Genomic DNA, 20,798 nt, shown 5'->3' with positions numbered 1-20,798 from the left:
GTCAGGCCGATGAAAAGTGCCTTAACTGACTTTTATATCTATTTAAAGACGTGACCTACTTTAAAGAGGCTGTCTGTGCGTCAGAGACGATATCTGACTATATACAAGCGACGCGGATGGGGGAAGTGGCAAGCTGAGTTCGGCAGGAAATGGCAAGGCGGGTTGTGCGGGTAGACAAAAATGCCAGCGGCAAATCACCGCTGGCACCCTACCTCAACGTCTAACCTGAACGGGCTTAGCGTTTCATCACCTGGCTGACGTTATCGTTGTTGATTTGACGCTCGTTGCCTTGCTCATCGGTATAGCTCAACAAACCGGTGGATTTATCCAGTGTAGGTTTGCCGTCCGTGAGGATCATGCTGCCGTCTTTGGTTGAAATCACATAATTACTGGCGCAGCCGGCCAGACTAACTGCGATCAACGCTGCACTGATCATCAATAAGCTTTTTTTCATTGCTATTCCTTCATTGTGCGCTTGTTCAAACAGTTATTAGCGTAGCAAAACTCCCGGTTGATGTTGGGTAAAAAGGGGGTTTTGTTGCTAAATTCAGAAGAAAGATCGACTAAAGCAGAAAATGTCTGGCGAGCAGAGATCCGGTAAAACTCTTTTTGAGGTAGAACCCGCGTGGCAAGGTCATGATCGGCTGACCCAATTCGCCGATAGCTTCAGTCAGCGCTTTGCTGTTGGCGCCCTTCGGGCGCAGTTGCAGTACTTCACCGTGGCGGGCGGTGATGGTTTCGACTTTCCCTAGTACGATCAAATCCATTAACTCTTCCCAATCCTGACGCAGTTGCTGCTGCTCCTCATCAGAAGGGCTCCACAGCAACGGCGCGCCAATCCTTCTTTGCGAAAGTGGGATCTGACGTTCTCCTTCCACCGGGATCCAGAGTACGCGAGCCAGTTTGTGGCGAACATGGCTGCTTTCCCATGTCACGCCGCTGTTGCCAGTCAGCGGTGCGACACAAACAAACGTGGTTTCCAGCGGTTTACCGGCCGCATCGATAGGGATGGTTTTGAGCTCGATACCTATTTCAGCGAAATCCTGTTCCGGTTTACTGCCGGCCATTGCGCCCAGATAAACTTCCAGCAGCATGCCCACCCAACCTTTTTCGCGTTTCAAATTGGGTGGGATCGCAAGCCTGGCGTGGGCGGCTAATTCACCCAGAGAATAACCCGCCAGAGATTGCGCGCGTGCCAGCAACGCCTGTTCGTTACGGGGGGGTTCAGTCATGGGCAGTGGAATCGACATACAGCAAGTCCCGGAATTGTTGGTTAATTTTTATACGCGGGTGGGCAGACTGCGATAATTAAAAGTTATACCCGCGAAGACCACGAATAATAGCATGATTTACTGCGGTTTTTTTTTCGTGACGCGTCGCATCGTTAGCGAATAATTTTAGGTTAACCCACAGTTGAGGCGGACAATGAACAGGATCTTCCCCCTAGTTATCCACAGATTTTCTGGATAACCCACCGCAATGACGATCACTGGTTTGATTTACAGGCTTGACGGCGGGGTTATTTTGTCATTTTGCCCCATAAATAGCCAATGCATGTCTTTTCTCTGTGGATAAAAACGTCATCGGTGGATCTTTCACCAGTTGTTGTTGCAGAGGACAAATACACTGTAGGTAAACCCGGTGGAGAAGCTGTGAATTACTTTTAATTAATTGAAATTAAACATTATTAATTGATGGTCAAAATCACTTAGGAAAAAGCTTAAAATAGTTTTACCCCTCTTGCTATGAAGTTCTTCACACACCTATCCACAGAAAAAGTGAATAAAATTGCACGGAATGGGACGGGCCTGTTCATAACTTTGTCATTTAGCCTGAGTTATCCCATTTTATTCCTGAAGATAGGGGCGAAGCAGTGGTTTACCGCCTCTTGGTAGTGTGAAACAATCAGAACATCTATGATTTTAAGCTTATCGAGGTAGTCCGGTGATCGATGATGATGGCTACCGCCCGAATGTTGGTATCGTAATCTGCGACAAGCAGGGCCAGGTTTTATGGGCCAGACGATACGGCCAGCACTCCTGGCAGTTTCCACAAGGTGGCATCAACCCCGGTGAAACTGCCGAACAGGCCATGTACCGTGAGCTGTTTGAAGAGGTGGGTCTTGGCAGAAAAGACGTGCGTATTCTGGCTTCGACCCGCAACTGGTTGCGCTATAAATTGCCAAAACGTTTGGTGCGTTGGGATACAAAGCCGGTGTGTATCGGCCAAAAGCAAAAATGGTTCCTGCTGCAATTGATGTGCAATGATGCAGACATCAACATGCAGCGCAGCAGTACGCCAGAATTTGATGGCTGGCGCTGGGTGAGTTTCTGGTATCCGGTGCGTCAGGTCGTGTCTTTCAAGCGTGATGTTTATCGTCGTGTGATGAAAGAGTTCTCCATGACCGTGATGCCAATGCAAGAAATCGCCGTGCCCCGGACATCGCCCGCTTACCGTCGGAAAAGAGGCTAAGTCACGAAGAAATGCTCACGCGTTTGCGAGAAATTGTTGAAAAGGTAGCAATGGCGTCCAGCCTGAACGATGCGCTGGATGTGTTGGTCAGTGAAACCTGCCTGGCGATGGACACCGAAGTGTGTTCGGTGTATCTCGCTGACAATGACCGCCGTTGTTACTACCTGATGGCGACGCGAGGTTTGAAAAAACCTCGCGGGCGCACTATCGCATTGGCATTCGACGAAGGTATCGTTGGGCTGGTGGGCCGGCTGGCTGAACCGATCAACCTTGCCGATGCGCAAAGCCACCCCAGTTTCAAATATATCCCCCAGGTAAAAGAAGATCTTTTCCGATCCTTCCTCGGCGTGCCGATCATTCACCGTCGCCAACTGCTTGGCGTGCTGGTTATCCAGCAGCGTGAACACCGGCAGTTCGACGAAAGCGAAGAGTCTTTCATGGTCACGTTGGCTAACCAGCTGGCGGGCATTTTATCTCAGGCTCAACTCAACGTCCTTTATGGCCGCTTTCGCCAGACCCGGGTTAAAGCACTCGCGGCTTCCCCCGGCGTTGCCATTGGCACCGGCTGGCAGGACAGCACGCAGCCTTCGCTCGATCAGGTATACATGGCGTCCACGCTGGACACCGTGCGTGAGCGCGAACGCCTGACCCGTGCACTGGAAGACGCCGGTGCAGAATTTCGCCGTTTCAGCAAACGATTCAGTGCCAGCGCGCAGAAAGAGAGCGCCGCTATTTTTGACCTCTACTCCCACTTGCTCAATGACGCACGGCTAAAGCGTGAACTTTTCGCTGAAATCGATAAAGGCGCAGTGGCAGAGTGGGCAGTCAAAAAAGTCGTTGAGGAATTTGCAGCACAGTTTGCCAGCCTGCAAGACACCTATATGCGTGAACGCGGGAGTGACCTGAGGGCGCTCGGTCAGCGGTTGGTATTCCATCTCGACGACACTATTCAGGGCAATACCCAGTGGCCGGAGCGTTTTATTCTGGTGACAGACGAGCTGACTGCCACCTTATTGGCTGAAGTTCCGCAAGACCGGCTGGCCGGTGTGGTTGTGCGTGACGGCGCTTCCAACTCCCATGCGGCGATTCTTGTGCGTGCCATGGGGGTGCCGACCATTATGGGTGCCGATATTCAGCCGTCGTTGCTCAATCAGCGCCAATTGATTGTTGATGGCTATCGTGGCGAACTGCTCATCGACCCAGAACCGGTGCTGGTTAACGAATATAAGCGATTGATCAGCGAAGAGATGGAGCTGAGCCAGCGTGCAGAAGATGACGTAGAACAGCCCGCAGCGATGAAAACCGGAGAACGGGTTCAGGTGATGCTCAATGCAGGCCTGAGCGCCGATCACGAAAAGCTGTTCGGCAGCCGCGTTGATGGCGTTGGCCTCTATCGCACAGAAATTCCTTTCATGCTGCAAAGCGGTTTCCCGTCGGAAGAAGAGCAGGTGGCGCAGTATCAGGGAATGTTACAGCTGTTCCCCACCAAGTCTGTGACCCTGCGTACTCTGGATATTGGTTCTGACAAACAGCTGCCGTATATGCCGATCAGTGAGGAGAACCCTTGTCTCGGCTGGCGTGGGATACGTATCACCCTCGATCAGCCAGAAATTTTCCTCATTCAGGTTCGCGCTATGCTGCGGGCCAATGCTGCTACCGGTAACCTTGGCATTTTGCTGCCGATGATCACCAGTCTCGAAGAGATTGATGAGGCGCGTCGCCTGATCGACCGCGCCGCCCGTGAGGTGCAGGAACAGCTCGGTTACGACTTACCTAAAACGCGTATCGGCGTGATGATTGAAGTGCCATCCATGATCTTCATGCTGCCTTCACTGGCCGGACGGGTCGATTTTCTCTCCGTGGGCACCAATGATTTAACCCAATATCTGCTGGCAGTTGACCGCAATAATACGCGTGTCGCCGGGCTGTATGACAGCCTGCATCCGGCCATGCTGCGGGTGCTTAAACAGATTGTGACTGATGCCGAAACCGCCGACTTACCCCTCAGCATTTGCGGTGAAATGGCCGGTGATCCGATGGGCGCATTGCTGCTAACCGGCATGGGATATCGCAACCTCAGCATGAACGGGCGAAGCGTCGCCAGAATTAAATATCTGCTGCGTCGCATAGACTTAGCTGATGCGCAGGAGCTCTCTCGCCGGGTGCTGGAAGCACAGTTCACCACCGACGTGCGCCATATGACTGCAGCATTTATGGAGAGACGTGGATTAGGTGGTTTGATTCGCGGCGGTAAATAAATACTCCTATGTTTCATCCTTCAGGGGCCCGACGCTTTGGCTGTCCTAAGGGTAAGGTGTGAGACGTTTTTTTACAGAACTTTTCCAGCCTGCCTTGTCCTTGGTGGGCACTGCCTGTGCTATGATCCGTGCCCTGCTGACCCCTAACCGGGCGATACCCAAAATAATTCGCGCTGTAGCAAGGCGGCAAACGAACTAATCCAGATAAGCTTACTTGTGTAAGTGATTGGGGTGAGGGAGTGTAGCCAACGCACCTACGACCTGAAGTACTCAGGGTATATAACAATAAACTATTTGTGGTGATAGATGAGTAACAGCTATCTGGCGTTTCCCCAGTTTGATCCGGTCATTTTCTCTGTAGGTCCGGTTTCCCTGCACTGGTACGGTCTGATGTATCTGGTCGGTTTTGTCTTTGCAATGTGGCTGGCGGTTCGCCGTGCCAACAAGCCGGGCAGTGGCTGGACGAAGGACGAAGTTGAGAATCTGCTGTACGCCGGGTTCCTCGGTGTCTTCCTCGGTGGCCGCATCGGTTATGTCCTATTCTATAACCTGCCTTTGTTCCTCGAAAATCCGCTCTATTTATTCAAAGTCTGGGACGGCGGTATGTCCTTCCACGGCGGTTTGATCGGCGTTATCGTGGTCATGCTGTGGTTTGCGCGTCGTACTAAGCGCACTTTCTTCCAGGTTGCCGACTTCATTGCTCCGTTGATTCCTTTTGGTCTGGGTGCCGGCCGCTTGGGTAACTTCATCAATGGCGAGTTATGGGGCCGCGTGACCACCGATGTGCCATGGGCGATGTTGTTCCCAGGTTCGCGTCAGGAAGATATTGCTATCGCCGCCGCTGACCCTAAATGGCAGCCATTGCTGAACCAGTACGGTGTTCTGCCGCGTCACCCGTCGCAGGTATATGAACTGCTGCTTGAAGGTGTGGTGCTGTTTATTATCCTCAACCTGTTTATCCGCAAACCTCGCCCAATGGGCGCTGTGTCCGGCCTGTTCCTGATTGGTTATGGCGCTTTCCGCAGCCTCGTTGAGCATTATCGCCAACCAGATGCTCAGCTTGGCTTGTTTGACGGTTTCCTCAGCATGGGGCAAATCCTTTCCGTTCCAATGATTGTCATCGGCGTCATCATGATGATCTGGGCCTATCGCCGCCCGCAGAAACAATTGTCGTGAGGTAACATGAAACAGTATCTGGATTTAATGCAAAAAGTGCTCGATGAGGGCACACCTAAAGCTGACCGTACCGGTACGGGTACGGTGTCAATTTTCGGTCATCAGATGCGTTTCAATCTGCAAGATGGCTTCCCGCTGGTCACCACTAAAAAGTGTCATTTGCGCTCCATCATTCATGAGCTGTTATGGTTCCTGAAAGGCGAAACCAACATCGCTTATCTGCGTGAAAACAACGTCTCTATCTGGGACGAGTGGGCAGATGAAAACGGTGATCTGGGGCCGGTATATGGCAAGCAATGGCGCGCCTGGGGCTCTGCCGACGGTAAGCAGATCGACCAGTTGACCAATGTGGTAAACCAATTGAAACAGGACCCAAACTCCCGCCGCATTATTGTTTCTGCGTGGAATGTCGGGGAGCTGGATCAAATGGCGCTGGCACCTTGCCATGCGTTTTTCCAGTTCTATGTGGCTGATGGCAAGCTATCCTGCCAGTTGTATCAGCGCTCTTGCGACATCTTCCTTGGGCTGCCTTTCAATATTGCCAGCTACGCCTTACTGGTACACATGATGGCCCAGCAGTGTGACCTTGACGTCGGTGACTTCGTCTGGACCGGTGGTGATACGCATCTCTACAACAACCATATGGATCAGACGCATTTGCAACTGAGCCGTGAACCACGTGCTTTGCCTAAACTGATCATCAAGCGCAAGCCGGCATCCCTGTTTGACTATCGTTTCGAAGACTTTGATATCGAAGGCTATGATCCGCATCCTGCGATCAAAGCCCCTGTCGCAATTTAAGTCCTGACTTCCCCGCCGACCACACGCTGGCGGGGGATCTTTCCCGCCAAACTTGCGTTCTGCTCCTGCCACCTTTTCTACGCTTTATTCTGGTTTTCTCCACAATAATTTCTGCCTGTTTTATCGTCTTGCGAGCCATCCCGCATAGAATTTGTTGTGTAAGACGAATGCTCAAAAATGTTCCCGAGGTTTGCTGGAAACCTGTGTTTTGGCGGTTGTCGCCAAAACATGGCTGAGTAAACTCGCGGCATGAAAACAACACATGACTCAAAACAGCAAGGCATGAGCCTGATAGAAATCCTGGTGGTAATTATTCTGGTAGGCATCTGCAGTCTGTGGGGGATGCACGGCTGGCAGGGTTACCAGCAGGCGCTTCGTCTCGAACAGAATGCCCAAAGATTGAGGCTTTATCTCAGCGGTTTACAGACGCAAGCTAATGCTTATAACCGTTCGATAATTTTATGGGCGATAGATGGCATTCCGGGCTGTGTCGGTTATTCATCGCGTCCGGTAAATTGCACCTCTTCTGACCGTGTGCCGCGCTTTGTGGTATCTGAACCCGACATGGAAATTCTCGATTTTACGGACAAAGTCATGGGGTTCTATGGCATACGCAATGCCGCACAGGCGGGACATATCACCTTGAGAAATCCCGCAGGCAGCATTCGCTTGGTTTTGTCAGCCAGAGGCCGTATCAGATTATGCAGTGAAGGAAAACCGATGCTGGGAGCACCACAATGTCTCTGAATCAACTTCGCGCACAAGGTTTCACTCTGCCTGAAGTGCTGATGGCGATTAGCATTGGCAGCATGCTGATGCTCAGCGCGGCACAGCTGTACCCGTTGCTGCGTCAGCGCAGCCAAAGCCTTGTGCGGCACTTCCAGTTGGACCAACTCCTGCGGGGGACGGCGTTTAATATCGAAAAAGATTTACGGCGAGCAGGGTTCTGCAATGGTGAGTGCAAAGGTAAGACCGTGATGATTGGGAATAGTGAAGGTGAAGCGGTCAACTCCTGCGTCATTATCGTGTATGACCTCAATCGCAATGGGCGTTGGGATCTGCCCGGTAGCAGTGAACCAGACTATTTCGGCTATCGGTTGCGACAGGGCGGGATAGAGACGCAGCGTGGGGCAGAGAACTGCTCCGGGGGCGGTTGGGAAAAACTGCTGGACCCCTCTGAAGTGCAGGTGACCGAATTCACCATTACAGACACGGTTTCAAGGGATAACAGCCATCTGTACTCATTTCGTCTGGCTGCGCACTGGAGCGATGCGCTGGCCATACATCGCAGGATCGAAAAACAGGTCTCAGGATATCAGCGATGAAACAGGCACACAGACTGACAGAGGGTCATGAGCGTGGCAGTGCGATGATATTGAGCATTGTGATGATGATGTCGCTTGGTCTTTTGGTTCTCACGACCCTGGGTCAGCATTTGTCTGGTGCGTTGTTACTTACTGCTAATGAACACCGTTATCTTATGGCATGGGAACAGGCGGAGTCGTCCCTTAATTGGGGAATGCGACTGTCCTGGGCAATACCCTCGGGAGACGGCTGGCAGTGTCAGCGTGGAAGTATGGTCTTGGCCGGTCTTGGACAACCACTGACCAGTTGTATACGCCCTTCATTGAGAGAGGGTTTCTTTCTGCTCAAAGGTGAGGGGATAACGACAGCGAATGCGCCGCCATTAACGTTATATCAGCAAGTAAAGGCAACGAAGACCTCAGAAGGAAGGTATGTTCTGTCGGCGCTTAAGCAGGGCTGGCTGGACTTCTGTCCAGAGTCAGACGCTACCTATTGTGACGCTACCCACGTGGAGGCAACGCATGCAAAAGGGATTTAGTTTGCCTGAAGCGTTGATCGCCACACTGCTGCTGGCTGTTTCACTGCTGGGTTTACTGCAGTATTACCAGTCACTGACTCAAGGTTTCATGCGTCAGTGGCAATTCAGGCAGGCGTGGTCTGAGGCACATGCACAACTTGATGCTTATGCGATAACGGGTAAAGGTTATGCAGCGTCTTTGGTGGGTTGGCAGAGCCAGATTATTGCAGTTGCCGGGGTTGGAGGCTGCAAAACCGTGACCGCACGTATCCAAACTCCATCAGGATATATCGCCCAGGCCACCCGCATCATATGTAACTCAACTGCCCCACCGGATCGGTGAGCCTGAGACCATAGGTTTTCATTACGTCTTAAGCTGGTTAGAGTGGTGTGCAGGGTTTCTAAAATCAGTTCTTTTCATTTTGTTCTTAAGGACGCGCTAATGTTTACGGTTTATCATTCAAATCAATTAGATATTCTGGAAACGCTCACCACGGCGCTGATTGAAGGACGCCCGCTAGCTGATCCTTTCCGTCAGGAAGTCATACTGGTGCAAAGCCCAGGTATGGCCCAGTGGTTACAGATGGAGCTGGCACAGACTTTTGGCATCGCTGCAAATATAGCTTTTCCTCTGCCTGCGACCTTCATCTGGGACATGTTCACGAAAGTCCTTCCGGGTATTCCGAAAGAGAGCGCCTTCAGTAAAGATGCCATGACCTGGAAACTGATGTGGCTGCTTCCCCATAAATTAGCCGACAAGGATTTTGCCGCACTGCGTCATTATCTGGATGATGATGAAGACAAACGCAAAATTCACCAACTTGCCGCACGCGTGGCGGATTTGTTTGACCAGTATTTGGTCTACAGGCCTAAGTGGTTGCAAGCCTGGGAAAATGAGAAAGAAATTGAAGGTCTCGATGAGTCTCAGCGCTGGCAGGCCTCACTGTGGCGCGCGCTTTGCCTCTACACCGAGGAGTTGCAGCAACCTGAATGGCATCGTGCCAATCTCTACCAGCGCTTTATTTCTGAATTAGATCAAGCCAAAAAGACTCCAGCCGGTTTACCCGCCAGAGTCTTTATCTGTGGTATTTCCGCATTGCCACCCATTTATTTGCAGGCGTTACAAGCACTTGGCAAACATATCGATATTCACCTGATGTTTACCAACCCTTGTAAATACTACTGGGGCGATATTCAGAATTATGCTTTCCTGGCGCGGTTGCAAAGCCGTAAGCGTCGCCATTTTATTGAGAAAACAGAAGCCTCTCTGTTTCGTGATCCTTCGCAGGCTGCGCAGCTTTTTAATGATGAAGGCGAGCAGAATATCAGTAATCCGTTGTTAGCTTCGTGGGGAAAGCTGGGACGCGACCATATGTATTTATTGTCCCAAATCGATGACATTCAGGAGGTCCAGGCTTTTGTCGATGTGGGCCACAACAACCTTTTACATGCCATTCAGCAAGATATGCTGGAGCTTGAGGATAATGCTGTGATTGGCATGACCCCTGAAACCTTGTTGCACAGCAGCCAAAAACGGGTGCTGCTGCCTGATGACCGCTCCGTAAGCCTGCATGTTTGCCATAGCCCGCAGCGTGAAATTGAAGTACTGCATGACAACCTGCTGGCGTTAATGGCCCAGAATCCCGACTTCACTCCACGAGATATTATCGTGATGGTGGCCGACATCGACAGCTACGCGCCGTACATTCAGGCCGTGTTCGGCAATGCTCCGCCCGACCGCTATTTGCCTTTTGCACTGTCAGACCGAAAAGCGAGCCAGGCCCATCCTGCACTTCAGGCATTTATCTCATTGCTGGATCTGCCACAAAGCCGTTTTACTGCCGAACAGGTGCTGGGATTACTTGAGGTTCCGGCACTAGCCACGCGCTTCTCTATTGATGAAGATGGGTTGCGTTTACTGCGCCAGTGGGTTGGCGAGTCAGGTATCCGTTGGGGGCTGGACGATGACAACGTGCGTGAATTATCGCTTCCCGCCACCGGCCAGCACACCTGGCATTTTGGTCTGACCAGGATGTTGTTGGGCTATGCCATGGACAGCCAGTCCGGTGAATGGCAAGGGGTTTTACCCTACGATGAGTCAACCGGGCTGGCAGCTGAACTGGCTGGACATCTGGCAGAGTTACTGATGCAACTCAGCCAGTGGCGAATTACCTTATCTCAGGAACGCCCGGTAAGTGAGTGGTTACCTTTATGTCAGGAGCTGCTGGCCACTTTCTTCTCAGCCGAAGGTGAGACCGAGGTTGCGCTGGCATTGATTGAACAACAGTGGCAAAAGGTGCTCAGTCATGGTGTGGCTGCGCAGTACCCTGATGGGGTTCCGCTTTCTATCCTGCGCGATGAGCTTTCTTCAAAGCTTGATCAGGAACGTATAAGTCAGCGTTTTCTTGCTGGCCCTATTAACTTCTGTACGTTGATGCCAATGCGTTCAATTCCTTTTCGGGTGGTCTGCCTATTGGGGATGAATGACGGTATTTACCCAAGGACTTTACCTCCGCTGGGCTTTGATTTGATGTCACAAAAAGTCGAGCGTGGAGATCGCAGCCGCCGTGATGATGACCGCTACCTCTTCCTGGAAGCGCTGCTTTCTGCTCAGGATTACTTGTACATCAGCTACATAGGGCGCTCTATCCAGGATAACAGCGAGCGTTACCCTTCGGTTCTGGTGAGTGAACTGCTGGAATATATCGGGCAGAGTTACTGCCTTGAGAGTGACAGTCATTTGGGTGCCGACGAAAGTGCTGCGCGGGTGACTGAGCACTTACTTTGCTGGCATCCACGCACGCCTTTCGATGCCATCAATTTTGAAGTAGACAATGAGCATCAGAGCTATGCCGCAGAGTGGCTTCCAGCGGCAAGCCTGCAGGGCGATGAAGCCATCGATTTCAATCAGCCGTTGGAGCCTTTGCAGCTTACTGAAGTGACGCTCGATAACCTGTTGCGTTTTTATCGTCATCCGATTAAGGCCTTCTTCCAGATGAGACTGAACGTAAGCTTTGTGCTGGAGGAGACTGAACTCTCGGATGAAGAACCGTTCATTTTGGATAACCTTGACCGTTACCAATTCAATTCACAACTTCTGAACACGCTCATTGAAGAGCAAAACAGCAAGCAGCTTTTCTCCCGTATCCGGGCCTCAGGCGGATTGCCCTACGGACCCTTCGGTGAGATCTACTGGCAGAAGCAGCTAGAAGAAATGTCCGAACTTGCAGAACAGGTTCGCAGTGAAAGGCAGGAACACGCCAGTATTGAGCTGAATTTGCCTGTTGGTGATAAACAACTGACAGGCTGGTTACATCAGGTGCAGGAAAGTGGACTTTTGCGCTGGCGTCCTGCGGCATTATTGGCACGAGATGGCCTATTGCTATGGATTGAACATTTGGCCTATTGCGCTGTGGGTGGAACGGGTGACAGCCGCATGTATGGGCGAAGCGGAACCGCGTGGCGCTATGCGGCTTTACCACCTGAAAGGGCCATGCAGTATTTGGATGATCTCATTGCTGGTTATGTGCAGGGAATGGCTGAGCCTTTAATTTTACTCAATAAAAGTGGCTGGGCCTGGTTGGCACAATGCTTTGACCAAAGCTCTGGGGCTGTTAGCCACGACGCTGAAAAGCAGGAAAAAGGCCGCAGCAAATTACTGCAAGCCTGGCAGGGTGACTATCGCGTTCCCGGCGAAGGTGCCGACCCTTATATTCAGCGTGTTTTCCGCCAGATTGATACGCAAAAACTGCACATTATCGTTCGTGAGGCTGAGCGCTACCTTTTGCCTATTGCCCGCCACAATCTGGCATAGTAGAGAGAGCATAAAAATTCACGTGATTGAGGGAGAGTGGCAATGTTAAAACAGCTTACCCGTGTTGGCGGGTTACTGTTGTTATCGGTTTTTTGGGTTCCCGCCGTGTGGTGCACAACTAACTGGCAGCCGTATCCACAAGCCATCAATAAGAGTCAGAACGACCCGCGTCAGTATCAGGCAATAACCTTGGTCAACGGACTCACGGTATTGTTAGTCTCAGACAGCGAAGCGAGCAAATCTTTGGCGGCACTGGCTATTCCTGTCGGGTCCCTCGAAGATCCTGATGCTCAACTGGGGCTGGCACATTACACCGAACATATGCTGCTGATGGGGTCTAAAAAGTACCCTGAGCCTGAAAGCCTTTCTGAGTTTCTGAAAAAGCATGGCGGCAGCCACAACGGTAGCACGGCTTCCTACCGCACGGCGTTTTATCTCGAGGTTGAAAATGATGCGCTGCAACCGGCGGTTGATCGCCTTGCTGATGCTATTGCCGAACCTCTTCTTGACCCCACTAATGCCGAGCGTGAACGTAATGCGGTTAACGCCGAGCTGACCATGGCGCGTTCACGTGACGGTATGCGTATGGCACAGGTTCGGGCAGAAACCCTTAACCCGAAACACCCAGGTGCGCGCTTCTCGGGCGGTAATCTCGATACCCTCAAAGACAAACCCAACAGTCAATTGCATGACGAACTTACGGCGTTTTATCACCGGTATTATTCTGCCAACCTGATGGTTGCGGTGATTTACAGTAATAAACCGCTGCCCGAACTGGCTGAAATGGCTTCTGAAACCTTTGGGCGAATCGGTAACCATAATGCTGAAGTTCCTGTTATTACGGTACCGACCCTGACTGATGCGCAAAAAGGCGAGATCATTCATTTTGTTCCCGCTCAGCCGCGCAAGCAGCTACGTATAGAGTTCGCCATCGACAATAACAGCGCTGCATTTCGCAGTAAAACAGACACTTATATTAGCTATTTAATTGGCAATCGTAGCCCCAACACGCTGTCAGATTGGCTACAAAAAAAGGGGCTGGCTGATGGCATTAATGCCGGGGCTGACCCGATGGTAGACCGCAATAAAGGTGTGTTTAATATCTCAGTGTCGTTGACGGATAAAGGGATGGCAGATCGCGACAGCGTCATTAGTGCCGTTTACAGTTATTTAGCGCAAATGCGTCAGCAGGGCATCAAACAAGAGTATTTTGATGAAATTGCGCATGTCATGGCGCTGGATTATCGTTATCCAGCACTGACCCGCGATATGGATTATGTTGAATGGCTCGTGGATACCATGCTGCGGGTTCCCGTTGAGCATGTTCTTGATTCGCCCTATCTGACTGACGAGTTTGATCCGGCGGCTATCCGTTCGCGTCTTGATGAACTTACGCCACAAAATGCCCGCTACTGGTATATCAGCCCGCAAGAGCCGCATAACAACGTAGCCTATTTTGTTAATGCGCCTTATCAGGTAGACAAGATTCCGGCTGAGCAATTCGAAAAATGGAAGGCCGCAGGGCAGCAAATTTCGCTCTCTTTGCCGGAGTTAAACCCCTACATCCCGGATTCACTGACGCTTGTTAATAAAGATGGCGGGGCGACAAAACCCGAACTTTTAGTGGAGAAAAAAGGTCTGCGGGTCTTTTATATGCCGAGCCGCTATTTCTCTGGCGAACCTAAAGCCAATGTCACGGTGTCATTTAGAAATGCTAAAGCGCTCGACAGCGCAAAAAATCAGGTGCTGTACGGGCTGACCGACTATCTGACCGGTGTGGCATTTGACCAACTGAGCTATCAGGCTTCAATTGGTGGGATCAGCTTCTCCACATCTCCTGATAAGGGGTTACAGTTTAGCGCTAGTGGTTTTACTGAGCGCCTGCCGGTATTGCTCAGCAAGCTGGTGGAGAGTTATCCAGACTTCAAACCAACGCAGGAGCAACTGGACCAGGCAAAATCATGGTATCTGGAACGCCTCGCTTCTGCGGATAAAGGCAAAGCCTTCGAACTCGCATTGCAGCCGGTACAGCTGGTGTCACGCTTGCCTTATACCGAAAGGGAAGAACGCGAAAAACTGGTCGCAGACATTACGCTGGATCAGGTGAATGCTTACCGTAAGAGTCTCATTCATAACGGTGCTGTAGAGATCATGGTGATCGGCAATATGTCACCGCCTCAGGTTAAAACAATGTCTGAGGCGATCGTCAATAAAGTCGGTGCGCACGGTTCCACGTGGTGGCGTGGCAGCCAGATTGAAATCAGGCATCCGCAAAAGGTTAATATACAGCGTCAGGGCAGCAGCACGGATTGTGCACTGGCTGCGGTTTACGTGCCGACTGGCTATGATGAAGTCCAAAGCATGGCTTACAGCTCACTGCTCGGTCAGATAATTCAGCCTTGGTTCTACAGCCAGCTGCGTACTCAGGAGCAGTTGGGATATGCGGTGTTTGCTTTCCCTATTCCTGTTGGTAAACAGTGGGGCATCGGTTTCCTGTTGCAAAGCAATAGCAAGCAACCTGACTATCTGTACCAGCGTTATCTGGCGTTTTATCCGCAGGCGGAGAAGCGTCTACGTGAAATGAAAAATGATGAGTTTGCCCAATACAAACAGGGGCTGATGAACGAGATGCAACAACGGCCACAAACGCTGGATGAGGAGTCCGACCGTTTCGCCAATGACTTCAGTCGTGGAGACGACCGCTTTGAAACACGCGATAAAGTCATCGCCGTTATTCAGGGACTGACGCAGGTCCAACTGGCAGATTACTTCCATAAAGGGGTGATCAAAATGCAAGGGTTGGCAATGCTGTCTCAGGTATCCGGTAATGACGGTAAAACCGCAAGCTATGCTGCGCCTGCCGGTTTTAAAACCTATACCGGCACTTCCGCGTTGCAAAAAACCTTCCCCCATCAGGTGAGTCAATAATGGCAGATATTATGCCGCAGAAACTTGAACCTCTCACGCTGCCCTTAACGGGCGCCAGATTGATTGAGGCTTCGGCGGGTACGGGGAAAACATTTACGCTGGCCGTGCTCTATTTACGTCTGTTGCTTGGCCTGGGTAAAGATGCAGCTTTCCCGCGCAGCCTGACCGTTGAAGAGATTCTGGTGGTGACCTTTACCGAGGCGGCGACCGAAGAGCTACGCGGGCGTATACGCAGCAATATTCATGAACTGCGGCTGGCCTGTGTCCGTGGGCAAAGTGATAACCCGATGATGGCTGCGCTGATGGCGCAAATTGACGACTTACCGTTTGCCGCGCAAACCTTGCTGGCTGCTGAAAGGCAGATGGATGAAGCCGCGATTTACACTATTCACGGTTTTTGTCAGCGGATGCTGACGCATAATGCTTTTGAATCTGGGATCTTGTTCGAACAAACGCTGGTTCAGGATGAACTACCGCTGCGTCGTCAGGCCTGTGCTGACTTTTGGCGTCGTCACTGCTACCCGTTGCCCTTGGGTATTGCGCGAGCTGTTTCGCAGGAATGGAGCGGGCCAGAAGCTTTGTTAAGTGACCTATCACCTTACTTGCACGGTGAAATGCCTCAATTGCGCCAACCGCCGGGCGATGATGAAACGATAGAAATCCGCCACCAGCAAATAATTAGTCGCATAGATCATATCAAGGAACAGTGGCGCGCTGCCGCAGCTGACCTTGAGACCATCATGGCTGACTCTGGTGTAGATAAACGCAGTTACAGTTCGCGCTTCTTACCGGCGTGGCTGGAAACTGTGGGCAAATGGGCGGCACAGGAGACGGAAGATTACAGTCTGCCTAAAGAGCTGGAGCGCTTCAAACAGTCTGTTCTGTTTGAGAAAACGAAAAAAGGTAATCCGCCTGAACATCCGGTCTTCGACGCAGTTGATGCGATCTACACCGAGCCGTTGACGCTGCGTGACCTGATTGTCGCTCGTGCTCTGAGTGAAATACGGTTTACTATCCAGAAAGAGAAGCGCCAGCGTGCCGAACTGGGTTTTGACGATCTACTCAGTCGCCTTGACGGCGCATTACAACAGCCAGGCGGTGAGTTGTTGGCGCAAGCTATCCGTGGTCGTTACCCGTTGGCTATGATTGATGAATTTCAGGACACTGACCCTCAGCAATACCGGATATTCCAGCGTCTGTATGTTAACCAGCCACAGTGCGGGCTGCTACTGATTGGCGACCCCAAGCAGGCGATTTATGCATTCCGTGGGGCAGATATTTTCACCTACATGCGTGCAAGGTCAGAAGTTAGCGCTCACTATACGATGGACACCAACTGGCGTTCCTCTTTCAGTATGGTACAGGGCGTTAACCATCTGTTTTCCCAGGTAGATTCACCTTTTCTTTTTTCACAAATCCCGTTTATTCAGGTTGCGCCCGCAGAAAAAAATGCCGCACTGGCCTTCGACATAGCCGGCGTGAAACAACCGGCGTTGCATTTCTGGCTGCAACAGGGTGAAGGTGTCGGAGTCACTGAGCACCAACAACTGATGGCACGGCAGTGTGCTGCGCAGATTCGTGACTGGCTGACAGCCGGCCAGCAGCAACAGGCATGGCTGGTTAATGCCAAAGGGCGTCAGCCGGTGCAGGCCTCAGATATCACGGTTCTGGTTCGTAGCCGTGCTGAAGCTGCTCTAATACGGGATGCACTAAGCGGCCTGAATATTCCTTCGGTTTATCTCTCAAATCGTGACAGCGTATTTGATACCGCAGAAGCGAAAGACATTTTATGGATCCTGCAAGCCGTACTGGCCCCTGAACATGAACGCACGCTGCGCAGTGCTATGGCAACCGGCGTAATAGGGCTGGATGCACTCACACTCGACAGGCTCAGTAAAGACGAGCATGCGTGGGATGCGTTGGTCGATGAGTTTGACGGCTATCGCCAGCGGTGGATGCGGCGCGGCGTTTTACCGATGCTCAAATCGTTAATCAGCCAGCGGCATTTAGCGGAGAATTTACTGGCGGCGAGCGGCGGCGAGCGGCGTCTGACCGATTTACTGCATCTGGGCGAATTATTGCAGGAGGCAGCGGCTCAGCTTGATAGTGAGCACGCACTGGTGCGGTGGATAGCCCAGCAGATCTCCGCCCCTGACCGGCAATCGCAGAGTCAGCAGTTGCGTCTGGAAAGTGATCGGCATCTGGTGCAGATAGTGACGATTCATAAATCGAAAGGGCTGGAATATCCGCTGGTCTGGCTACCATTTATCAGTAATTTCCGCCAACAGCAGCAAGGCTTGTATCACGATCGTGACACATTTTCAGCCATGCTCGACCTTAACAGTGATGAGCTGAGCCAAACGCTGGCAGAAGAGGAGCGCCTGGCGGAAGATTTACGTCTGTTGTACGTCGCGCTAACCCGTTCGGTTTACCACTGTAGCGTGGGGATTGGCCCGCTGATTCAGGGAACGCGGAAAAAACAGGGTAATACGGATTTGCATCTCAGTGCACTGGGTTACCTGGTGCAAAAATCACAGGCGGCTGATGCTCAGGGACTTAGCCAGTATTTATCGGCGTTAAGTAATGATGACGTGGTGTTTTCGGCCATTGACTCTCCTGAACAAACACCATGGTCACCGCCGGAAGATATCAGCAAATTGCTATCTGCGCGGGTGGTTGAGCGAAAAATTCAGGATAATTGGCGGGTTACCAGTTACTCCGGGCTGCAACAGCACGGCACGGCGCTGGCGCAGGATTTATTGCCACGTCTGGACGTAGAGGCTGCGGGTGAGCAGCAACCCGCACAAGAGCAGCAGATGAATGCGCATACTTTCCCGCGAGGCGCTTCGCCCGGCACTTTTTTGCACAGCATCTTTGAAGAGATCGCTTTTGACCAGCCGGTGGATGACGAGTGGTTGCTCATGAAATTGACCACACAAGGGCTTGAGCCGGCCTGGCTGCCAGTGCTGAAAACGTGGATCGATGTCATTTTACATACGCCGCTGGGAGAACCCTCGCTTACCCTGAGTGCCCTTGAAAGTGAGAAATTGCAGTCAGAACTTCAGTTTTACCTGCCTATTGATGGACTGTTACATGCACCTCAACTCGACGCCGTCGTGAAGCGTTACGACAGCTTGTCCGCACTCTGCCCGCCGCTCGATTTTCAGCAGGTAAAGGGCATGCTGAAAGGGTTTATCGATCTGGTCTTTTACTGGGACGGGCGCTATTACCTGCTCGATTATAAATCCAACTGGCTGGGCGAAGACAGCAGTGCCTATACGGAATCTGCTATGCAAAACGCCATGGCCGAACATCGCTATGACCTGCAATACCAGCTCTACACGCTGGCGCTGCACCGCTATTTACGCCATCGCGTGGCGGGCTATGACTACCAGCAGCATTTTGGCGGCATTATTTACCTCTTCCTGCGAGGTGTAGATATCGGGCATCCCGGCAACGGTGTTTTCCGCTGCAGGCCGTCAGAGGCGTTCGTTAGATCTCTTGACCGCTTATTCAAAGGCGAAATGGTTGCGGATGAACCGATGCTGACTGATTCACCGCCTGCGGAAGGCACTCTATGAACCGACTATATGAACAAGCGCAGAACTCAGGTGCGCTGAGATCACTGGATGTTCAATTCGCCCGCATGATTGCCGGGGGGGATGCTGCGTGGAGTGGTTCGAGCAGCGATCAGGCGGCACTGATGCTTGCTGCTGCCTGCCTGAGCGCCGAAGCTGGGAGCGGCCACGTCTGTCTTCACCTTGAGCAACTTCGGCCTGACGCGCTATTTGATGGCCGTTTCCCTGCACTGGCCAGCGCCTTCTGGCAAGCCGCCGGAGAGCCAGATAGGGAGCAGTGGCTGGCTCTTCTGAGCCAACATCCTTCCGTCAGTGATGGCTCACATCCTGCGCCGCTGGTGCTTCAGGATGATCGCCTGTATTTACAGCGCATGTGGCAGAGTGAAGGTGAGGTGGCAGCCTTCTTCAAGGCTGAAGGTGCAGTACGAAACGCACCTCTGGTTGTTGATGAAGTCAGGTTGCAGACCATTCTAAATACGTTGTTTGGCGATGCTGAACCCGACAGTGATATTGACTGGCAGAAAGTGGCGGCAGCCGTGGCCGCGACCCGGCGCATTTCGATTATATCCGGGGGGCCAGGAACCGGGAAAACGACCACTGTCGCCAGGCTGCTTGCGGCGCTGATTCAGCTTTATCCCGAACAAAAACTGCGAATCCAACTGGCGGCACCGACGGGTAAGGCCGCGGCGCGTTTAACGGACTCCCTGGGTCAGGCGATCCTGAAATTACCACTCAATGCAGCACAGCGTGACCTCTTCCCTGATGAAGCTTCGACGCTTCACCGCTTGTTGGGCGCTCAACCCGGCAGTCAGCGTATGCGTTATCACCGTGGTAACCCTTTGCATCTTGATGTGCTGGTGGTCGATGAAGCCTCAATGGTTGATTTACCCATGATGGCCCGGTTGATCGAAGCTCTGCCAGAGCAGGCGCGGGTGATTTTTCTCGGCGATCGCGATCAGCTTGCATCCGTGGAAGCCGGCGCGGTGTTGGGGGATATCTGTCGCTTTGCAGAACAAGGTTACAGCGCTGAACGGGCGAAGCAACTTAGTTATCTGACGGGTTATCTGCTCGAGCCTACGCAAACGGCTCACCCCGCCAGTGTGCGGGATAGCCTGTGTTTGCTACGGCACAGTTATCGTTTTGACTCAGGTTCTGGGATAGGACTGCTGTCCACCGCAGTCAATGCAGGGGACAGCGCCGCAGCGGTGCGCATTCTTGGCGAAGGTTTGCCCGATGTGACAGGCTATCCGCTCAATGAAAGCGAGGATTTTCAGCCCCTACTCGATGCCTGCGTCAGCGGATATAAACTCTATTTACAGGGCGTGGCGAAGGGGGATTCAGCCGACAGTATTCTGCTGGCATTTGGTCGTTTTCAGGTGCTCTGTGCTTTGCGTGAAGGGCCATTTGGCGTGAAGGGGCTCAATGAGCGTATCGAACAATTGCTCAACCGCAGAGGGTTGATTCGTCGACCGGCAGTGCTGGCGGGTAAATGGTACGCCGGACGTCCGGTGATGATCAGCCGCAACGACAGCGCGTTGGGGCTGTTCAATGGCGATATTGGTATTGCTTTGCCAGATGGGCAGGGCGAGCTGAGAGTCTGGTTCCTGCTACCCGGTGGGGAAGTGAAATCGGTACAGCCAAGCCGCTTACCTGCGCATGAAACGGCCTATGCCATGACCGTGCATAAATCTCAGGGTTCCGAGTTCGAGCACACGTTGTTGGTGTTACCTAACCACTTCCTCCCCGTGCTGACCCGCGAACTTGTTTACACCGCCATCACCCGTGCTAAGACCAAGCTCTCGCTGTATGCCAGTGAGAAAGTCTTCAGTATTGCCACCCGCACTCGAACCCAGCGGCGAAGTGGACTGGCGCACAGGCTAAGTGGCCAGCAATAATTATCTGGCATGCTGGCACAATAAAAACGGGACGCCTTGAGTTGAAATGAAGGC

General features: G+C 52.1%; 14 protein-coding genes. 12 read left to right on the top strand and 2 right to left on the bottom strand.

Annotation, left to right across the window (positions count from 1 at the left end; genetic code table 11):
• Window positions 1-235 precede the first annotated feature (235 nt).
• Both EAH77_RS14000 and mutH read right to left on the bottom strand, forming a co-directional pair.
• Entirely contained in the window at window positions 236-454 is a 219-nt protein-coding gene (locus EAH77_RS14000) for a YgdI/YgdR family lipoprotein (protein WP_140473425.1), read from the bottom strand.
• Between the two features lie 109 nt (window positions 455-563).
• Complete coding sequence (gene mutH / locus EAH77_RS13995) at window positions 564-1,250, bottom strand: DNA mismatch repair endonuclease MutH (protein WP_140473424.1); 687 nt, start codon at window positions 1,248-1,250, stop codon at window positions 564-566.
• 694 nt (window positions 1,251-1,944) lie between these two features.
• Here mutH and rppH point away from each other — a divergent pair.
• From rppH to recD, 12 genes are all read left to right on the top strand, one after another.
• The gene (gene rppH, locus EAH77_RS13990) at window positions 1,945-2,472 is read left to right on the top strand and encodes an RNA pyrophosphohydrolase (protein WP_140473423.1); all 528 of its coding nucleotides are present in this window, start codon (window positions 1,945-1,947) and stop codon (window positions 2,470-2,472) included.
• 11 nt (window positions 2,473-2,483) lie between these two features.
• The gene (gene ptsP / locus EAH77_RS13985) at window positions 2,484-4,730 is read left to right on the top strand and encodes a phosphoenolpyruvate--protein phosphotransferase (protein ID WP_140473422.1); all 2,247 of its coding nucleotides are present in this window, start codon (window positions 2,484-2,486) and stop codon (window positions 4,728-4,730) included.
• A 306-nt stretch (window positions 4,731-5,036) separates the two neighbouring features.
• Window positions 5,037-5,906: a prolipoprotein diacylglyceryl transferase gene (gene lgt, locus EAH77_RS13980; protein WP_140473421.1), complete on the top strand. Its 870-nt coding sequence runs from the start codon at window positions 5,037-5,039 to the stop codon at window positions 5,904-5,906.
• A 6-nt stretch (window positions 5,907-5,912) separates the two neighbouring features.
• The gene (gene thyA / locus EAH77_RS13975) at window positions 5,913-6,707 is read left to right on the top strand and encodes a thymidylate synthase (RefSeq protein ID WP_140473420.1); all 795 of its coding nucleotides are present in this window, start codon (window positions 5,913-5,915) and stop codon (window positions 6,705-6,707) included.
• Window positions 6,708-6,956: 249 nt separating this feature from the next.
• The gene (locus EAH77_RS13970; RefSeq protein ID WP_140473419.1) at window positions 6,957-7,454 is read left to right on the top strand and encodes a prepilin peptidase-dependent protein; all 498 of its coding nucleotides are present in this window, start codon (window positions 6,957-6,959) and stop codon (window positions 7,452-7,454) included.
• Window positions 7,445-8,032: a prepilin peptidase-dependent protein gene (locus EAH77_RS13965; protein WP_140473418.1), complete on the top strand. Its 588-nt coding sequence runs from the start codon at window positions 7,445-7,447 to the stop codon at window positions 8,030-8,032. The genes EAH77_RS13970 and EAH77_RS13965 overlap by 10 nt, the downstream gene beginning before the upstream one ends.
• Complete coding sequence (locus tag EAH77_RS13960; protein ID WP_140473417.1) at window positions 8,029-8,550, top strand: YgdB family protein; 522 nt, start codon at window positions 8,029-8,031, stop codon at window positions 8,548-8,550. Before EAH77_RS13965 ends, EAH77_RS13960 begins: the two co-directional genes overlap by 4 nt.
• The gene (locus EAH77_RS13955) at window positions 8,534-8,872 is read left to right on the top strand and encodes a prepilin-type N-terminal cleavage/methylation domain-containing protein (RefSeq protein ID WP_241673460.1); all 339 of its coding nucleotides are present in this window, start codon (window positions 8,534-8,536) and stop codon (window positions 8,870-8,872) included. The genes EAH77_RS13960 and EAH77_RS13955 overlap by 17 nt, the downstream gene beginning before the upstream one ends.
• Window positions 8,873-8,971: 99 nt before the next feature.
• Complete coding sequence (recC, locus tag EAH77_RS13950) at window positions 8,972-12,343, top strand: exodeoxyribonuclease V subunit gamma (protein WP_140473415.1); 3,372 nt, start codon at window positions 8,972-8,974, stop codon at window positions 12,341-12,343.
• Between the two features lie 42 nt (window positions 12,344-12,385).
• Window positions 12,386-15,271, top strand: coding sequence for a pitrilysin (ptrA, locus tag EAH77_RS13945; protein WP_140473414.1), 2,886 nt, complete (start codon window positions 12,386-12,388; stop codon window positions 15,269-15,271).
• Entirely contained in the window at window positions 15,271-18,852 is a 3,582-nt protein-coding gene (gene recB / locus EAH77_RS13940; protein WP_140473413.1) for an exodeoxyribonuclease V subunit beta, read from the top strand. Before ptrA ends, recB begins: the two co-directional genes overlap by 1 nt.
• On the top strand, window positions 18,849-20,744 hold the full coding sequence (gene recD, locus EAH77_RS13935; protein WP_140473412.1) for an exodeoxyribonuclease V subunit alpha: 1,896 nt from the start codon (window positions 18,849-18,851) through the stop codon (window positions 20,742-20,744). The genes recB and recD overlap by 4 nt, the downstream gene beginning before the upstream one ends.
• Window positions 20,745-20,798: the final 54 nt, after the last annotated feature.

The organism is Ewingella americana (assembly GCF_006438725.1).
GTDB lineage: Bacteria > Pseudomonadota > Gammaproteobacteria > Enterobacterales > Enterobacteriaceae > Ewingella > Ewingella americana_A.
This window is presented reverse-complemented; position numbering and strand designations above follow the sequence as displayed.

What these genes read in the sequence shown, in the direction of transcription:
- lgt (WP_140473421.1), top strand. Translation starts at nt 5,037, where the DNA reads ATGAGTAACAGCTATCTGGCGTTTCCCCAGTTTGATCCGGTCATTTTC.
- ptrA (WP_140473414.1), top strand. Translation starts at nt 12,386, where the DNA reads ATGTTAAAACAGCTTACCCGTGTTGGCGGGTTACTGTTGTTATCGGTT.
- EAH77_RS13970 (WP_140473419.1), top strand. Translation starts at nt 6,957, where the DNA reads ATGAAAACAACACATGACTCAAAACAGCAAGGCATGAGCCTGATAGAA.
- EAH77_RS13965 (WP_140473418.1), top strand. Translation starts at nt 7,445, where the DNA reads ATGTCTCTGAATCAACTTCGCGCACAAGGTTTCACTCTGCCTGAAGTG.
- EAH77_RS13955 (WP_241673460.1), top strand. Translation starts at nt 8,534, where the DNA reads ATGCAAAAGGGATTTAGTTTGCCTGAAGCGTTGATCGCCACACTGCTG.
- EAH77_RS14000 (WP_140473425.1), bottom strand. Translation starts at nt 454, where the DNA reads ATGAAAAAAAGCTTATTGATGATCAGTGCAGCGTTGATCGCAGTTAGT.
- recD (WP_140473412.1), top strand. Translation starts at nt 18,849, where the DNA reads ATGAACCGACTATATGAACAAGCGCAGAACTCAGGTGCGCTGAGATCA.
- ptsP (WP_140473422.1), top strand. Translation starts at nt 2,484, where the DNA reads ATGCTCACGCGTTTGCGAGAAATTGTTGAAAAGGTAGCAATGGCGTCC.
- recC (WP_140473415.1), top strand. Translation starts at nt 8,972, where the DNA reads ATGTTTACGGTTTATCATTCAAATCAATTAGATATTCTGGAAACGCTC.
- mutH (WP_140473424.1), bottom strand. Translation starts at nt 1,250, where the DNA reads ATGTCGATTCCACTGCCCATGACTGAACCCCCCCGTAACGAACAGGCG.
- EAH77_RS13960 (WP_140473417.1), top strand. Translation starts at nt 8,029, where the DNA reads ATGAAACAGGCACACAGACTGACAGAGGGTCATGAGCGTGGCAGTGCG.
- thyA (WP_140473420.1), top strand. Translation starts at nt 5,913, where the DNA reads ATGAAACAGTATCTGGATTTAATGCAAAAAGTGCTCGATGAGGGCACA.
- recB (WP_140473413.1), top strand. Translation starts at nt 15,271, where the DNA reads ATGGCAGATATTATGCCGCAGAAACTTGAACCTCTCACGCTGCCCTTA.